Origin of the sequence: Klebsiella sp. MS 92-3, assembly GCF_000195655.1 — a bacterium.
GTDB lineage: Bacteria > Pseudomonadota > Gammaproteobacteria > Enterobacterales > Enterobacteriaceae > Klebsiella > Klebsiella pneumoniae.
This window is the reverse complement of sequence record NZ_GL882740.1, coordinates 1-4,546: the sequence shown is the minus strand read 5'-3', so window position 1 is coordinate 4,546 and position 4,546 is coordinate 1. Positions and strand designations below refer to the sequence as shown.

At 49.4% G+C, this 4,546-nt stretch carries 4 protein-coding genes; 2 read left to right on the top strand and 2 right to left on the bottom strand.

Annotated elements, in window-relative coordinates; translation table 11 throughout:
- Positions 1–517: 517 nt before the first annotated feature.
- Together HMPREF9538_RS22990 and HMPREF9538_RS22995 are read left to right on the top strand one after the other, a co-directional pair.
- On the top strand, positions 518–1,723 hold the full coding sequence (locus tag HMPREF9538_RS22990) for an AAA family ATPase (protein WP_009484138.1): 1,206 nt from the start codon (positions 518–520) through the stop codon (positions 1,721–1,723).
- On the top strand, positions 1,723–2,697 hold the full coding sequence (locus HMPREF9538_RS22995) for a ParB family protein (RefSeq protein WP_009484137.1): 975 nt from the start codon (positions 1,723–1,725) through the stop codon (positions 2,695–2,697). The genes HMPREF9538_RS22990 and HMPREF9538_RS22995 overlap by 1 nt, the downstream gene beginning before the upstream one ends.
- Before the next feature lie 81 nt (positions 2,698–2,778).
- On the opposite strand, the gene HMPREF9538_RS23000 is transcribed toward HMPREF9538_RS22995, so the two are convergent.
- Both HMPREF9538_RS23000 and umuD read right to left on the bottom strand, forming a co-directional pair.
- Positions 2,779–4,050: a Y-family DNA polymerase gene (locus tag HMPREF9538_RS23000; protein ID WP_009484136.1), complete on the bottom strand. Its 1,272-nt coding sequence runs from the start codon at positions 4,048–4,050 to the stop codon at positions 2,779–2,781.
- The gene (umuD, locus tag HMPREF9538_RS23005) at positions 4,050–4,481 is read right to left on the bottom strand and encodes a translesion error-prone DNA polymerase V autoproteolytic subunit (RefSeq protein WP_001568036.1); all 432 of its coding nucleotides are present in this window, start codon (positions 4,479–4,481) and stop codon (positions 4,050–4,052) included. Before umuD ends, HMPREF9538_RS23000 begins: the two co-directional genes overlap by 1 nt.
- Positions 4,482–4,546 lie beyond the last annotated feature (65 nt).

Genomic DNA, 4,546 nt, shown 5'->3' with positions numbered 1-4,546 from the left:
TGACCTGTTCCCCACACTCCCGGCCGCCCGTGAAGTTGACCTGTTTCCCATAGTCCCGGCCGCCCGCGAAGTTGACCTGTTTCCCATAGTCCGGAGCGTCCATTAAAGTTGACCTGTTTCCCACAGAGGATGGAAAACTCTTCTTGTGCTGAGCGTAAGAGCTATCTGCCGGAACGGTTCCTCTTCGCTTCCTCGCCAGTTCGCTCGCTACGCTCGGTTACATGGCTGCGGCGAGCGCTGATACATAAGGCTCAGCATTGCACCGGTCGTAACTAAAATCAGAATCCTTCTGAATGACCCTCCTGTCTTGCAAGTTGGATACCTTTCTCAAAGCCCTTTTGTATGAGTTGTTGTTGATGGTCAAAAGTGCGTCTGCGTGTTGCTGCAGTGTGATTTAGTAGCACGCCCGTCGAGCTTCATCCCCCTCCTGTTGAGAGCGAAATCAAAACAATATGATTTTTTGCTTGCAACATGACTCTTTTTGTTCAAAATGACAAAAAACGTCATGAGGTGATAAATGGACAATATTGAGCAGTTACGGAAAGTCGCTACACGTGCAGGTAAGCTTCTGACATCTTTGAGCGAAAGTATTCGCCAGCAAAAAGAGGAATTGAAGCTTACCGAGTTCTATCAGGAATACAGCAAAGCCGCTCTGTATAAGCTGCCTAAGCTCAGTAAAGGCAGTGTTGAGTATGCTGTGTCCGAAATGGAAGCCGGTGGCTACATTTTTAAAAAGAAACCTTCTGGTAATACGATGAAATACGCGATGACGATTCAGAATGTCATCGATCTGTATAACCATCGTAAAGTACCGAAGTACAGGGATCGCTTCGATAAAGCCTTTACGATTTTTGTTTGTAATCTTAAAGGTGGTGGTTCCAAGACAGTTACTACCGCTTCATTATCACATGCTTTTCGAGCTCATCCTCAGCTTCTGTTCGAGGACCTGCGTATTCTGGCCATCGATTTCGATCCGCAGGCATCTCTGACGATGTTCCTGAGCCATGAGAATTCAGTGGGCCTGGTTGAAAATACGGCGGCTCAGGCCATGCTCCAGAACGTGTCTCGTGAAGAATTACTTTCCGATTTTATAGTACCGTCTATTATCCCTGGTGTTGATGTAATCCCCGCTTCCATTGACGATGCATTCCTTGCTGAAGGCTGGAAGGGATTGTGTGAAGAACATCTCCCAGGGAAAAATATTCATGCTGTGCTTAAAGAGAACATTATCGATAAGCTCCAGCATGACTACGACTTTATTTTCCTTGATAGTGGTCCTCACCTTGATGCGTTCCTGAAAAACTGCATTGGGGCGGCAGACCTGATGTTGACCCCTCTTCCACCGGCTACGGTTGATTTTCATTCTTCCCTGAAGTTTGTGGCCAGCCTCCCTGCCCTCATAGATTCCATCGAAATGGATGGGCACACCTGCAATCTCATCGGTAATGTCGGCTTCATGTCCAAGATCCTGAACAAGTCTGATCACAAAATTTGCCATAGTCAGGCCAAAGAGGTTTTCGGTGCCGATATGCTAGACATGGTTCTGCCGAGACTGGATGGTTTCGAACGCTGTGGGGAGACTTTTGACACAGTTATTTCAGCAAATCCAGCAACCTATGATGGAAGTACAGAGGCACTAAAAAGCGCAAAATCAGCAGCGGAAGACTTTGCGAAGGCAGTCTTTGATCGCATCGAGTTCATTCGTACTAACGGAGGTATGTGATGTCGAATGAGAAAAGAAAAACCATCGGCAGACAGTTAAATACCCAGGCGTCAATGGTGGAAATGATGGACACCGGTAGAAGCCAGGTATTTACCTTAAAAACCGGCAGGAAGGTAACGTTCAAGTTTGTTCGGGTGCCTGCATCTGAAGTTGAAAGTAAGACCTTCGTAAACCAGGAAAACAACGGAAGAGATCAACTTGCACTGACCAGGGAGTCCCTGAAATCGATTATCCAGACGATTAAGTTTCAGCAGTTCTTCCCCTGTATTGGTGTTAAGCAAAGTGAAAGGATTGAGATACTGGATGGTTCAAGACGGCGAGCCTCAGCGATTTTTGTCCGTACAGGCCTTGATGTAATGGTTACCGAAGAACATTTATCAGCTGATGAAGCCCGCCAACTGGCTAAAGATATCCAGACAGCTAAAGAACATAATCTTCGGGAGATTGGCCTGAGATTGATCGCTCTTAAAGAGTCCGGATTTAATCAAAAGGAAATTGCTGAACTGGAGGGGTTATCTCAGGCTAAAGTTACCAGGGCACTGCAGGCGGCGGCCGTACCGCAAGACTTGATTTCTCTGTTTCCGGTTCAGTCGGAGCTATCGTTTAGTGACTATAAACTTCTTTTAGAAGTTAATGAAAAACTCAGTGAAAAGGGATTAACGCCTGAAGAACTCATTCAGTCTGTATCAGCTCAGCTCGATGCAATTTTGAGTGATGGCGAGCGACCAGAAGACGAACAGAAAGCCAGTATACTGAAGCTGATTTCTCAGGCATCTCAGGCATTGATAGATCCATCTCCTAAGGAAAAATCAGTGGTCTCTCCACTCTGGTCTTTTGAGGAAAAGGACAAGTTCGCGCGTAAGCGTGTGAAAGGGCGCACGCTGACTTATGAGTTTAGCCGTATGTCAAAAGTGATTCAGGATGAACTGGACAAGGCTATCAACGAGGTCCTTGACAGAAATTTGAGTCAATAATTTCGCCATGGCGATTTCACATCTAACTTATTGTAATTAGGCAGTTTAGGCTGATGATTTCAAGGTGAAATCGCCAAAGTTTCACGCCAGTTTCGCTGCTGGAATATCTGACCATCGTGTCGTATAAGCAGGAGAAAGCATCTCCCGTTTCATCTGCCATTCCGGGGCAATACCCCGCCCCGCAAACCAGACCTTCCCCAGCCCTGAGTTGTTGATCCCGTCCAAAACCTTCATTAGTTCAGCGCTGTGTGGACGTGGCGGACGTTCGTCGAACAGCTGCAGCTGAGACACGCCAGAGCCGGTGAAATCATTCAGCATAACTCCGGCTTTGGCATACCGGTGCCCATCCCTCCAGATACGCTCCATAGCCGTTGTGGCGGCTGCAATGATGTCCCTGGTGTCCTGAGTGGGTGTAAGAAGTTTTTCCGTAGCCACGTTGCCGTAGTAAGGCTCTTTAACGGCGAACGGAGACGTTTTGATGAAAACAGAAATATGCCGGCAATACTGGTGCTCTTTACGCAGTTTTTCAGAGGCCCGCTCTGCGTGCTGACAGATAGCCTGACGGAGTGACTCGTACTCCGTGATCTTTACGCCAAAACTGCGGCTGCAGACAATTTGCTGTTTCGTCGGAGGGACTTCCTCAAGCGAAAGGCAGCTTTCCCCGTTCAGTTCACGTACCGTTCGCTCAAGGACCACAGAAAAATTTTTGCGGATGAAGGCCGGGTTGGTCAGAGCCAGATCGAGCGCGGTCTTTATGCCCAGCACATTTAGCTTGCGTGCAATACGGTTACCCACCCCCCAGATTTCTTCAACCGGCTGGAGTGAAAGCAGTTTCCGCGTTCTCTGCGGATTTCCCCTGGTCAGAGCGAGTACGCCACGAAACTGTTTCCACTCTTTTGAGGCCCACTGGGCTGATTTTGCGAGGGTTTTCGTTGGTCCGGCGCCCACGCCAATGGTCAGGCGGGTACAGTCATACACGTGCTGACGCAGCTGCCGGCCGAAGTCCTCAAGCCCCATACAGTGCTCCACGCCGGTCAGGTCGAGGAACATCTCATCAATGGAATACTGTTCCACCCTGGGGGCCAGTTCCTCCAGGCAGTTCATCACGCGCGCCGACATCGAGGCGTAAAGTTCATAATTACTTGAAAACGCATATATTTTTTCCGGGTATCTTTCGTTTTTTATCTGAAACCACGGAGTTCCCATTTTGATCCAGGGCTTCGCCTCGGCACTGCGAGCGATTACGTTCCCGTCGTTGTTGCTCAGGACGACTATCGGCTTTCCTTTCAAATCCGGGCGGAAAACACGTTCACAGCTGGCATAGAAGCTGTTCACATCGGCCAGGGCAAACATCAGTACATCTCCCTCGGGCGGTGGATGATATGCGTGACAACGCCAAAGATATCCAGCTCGTCGGGATCAGGATAAATCGGCGACCAGGAGGCATTCATGGGCTGCAGCGTCAGTCGCGGCGTCAGCAGAAGCCGTTTCACCGTAAACTCCCCCTGTACGCTGGCGACAACGATATCGCCGTGCCGCGGCTTTTCAGCACTGTCCACAACCAGCAGATCGCCATTGTACAGACTGCCGTCGGCCATGCTGTCTCCGCTGGCACGCAGGTAGTACGTCGCGCTCGGATGCCGTATGCAGTAATCATGGAGATCCAGATCGGACTCGACATAGTCAGCAGCAGGGCTGGGAAAACCGCAGCTGGCCAGATCGGCAAACAATGGATGGGCCTGTGGCGGGAGTTCTTTCCCGGTGCTGAAAAGTTGTAGCTTCATCTTTCCTCCTGATACTCTAATTTTACTGGTTATACATACAGTGTGCGCCGGGAGACCGGTTAGAG

What these genes read in the sequence shown, in the direction of transcription:
- HMPREF9538_RS22990 (WP_009484138.1), top strand. Translation starts at nt 518, where the DNA reads ATGGACAATATTGAGCAGTTACGGAAAGTCGCTACACGTGCAGGTAAG.
- umuD (WP_001568036.1), bottom strand. Translation starts at nt 4,481, where the DNA reads ATGAAGCTACAACTTTTCAGCACCGGGAAAGAACTCCCGCCACAGGCC.
- HMPREF9538_RS23000 (WP_009484136.1), bottom strand. Translation starts at nt 4,050, where the DNA reads ATGTTTGCCCTGGCCGATGTGAACAGCTTCTATGCCAGCTGTGAACGT.
- HMPREF9538_RS22995 (WP_009484137.1), top strand. Translation starts at nt 1,723, where the DNA reads ATGTCGAATGAGAAAAGAAAAACCATCGGCAGACAGTTAAATACCCAG.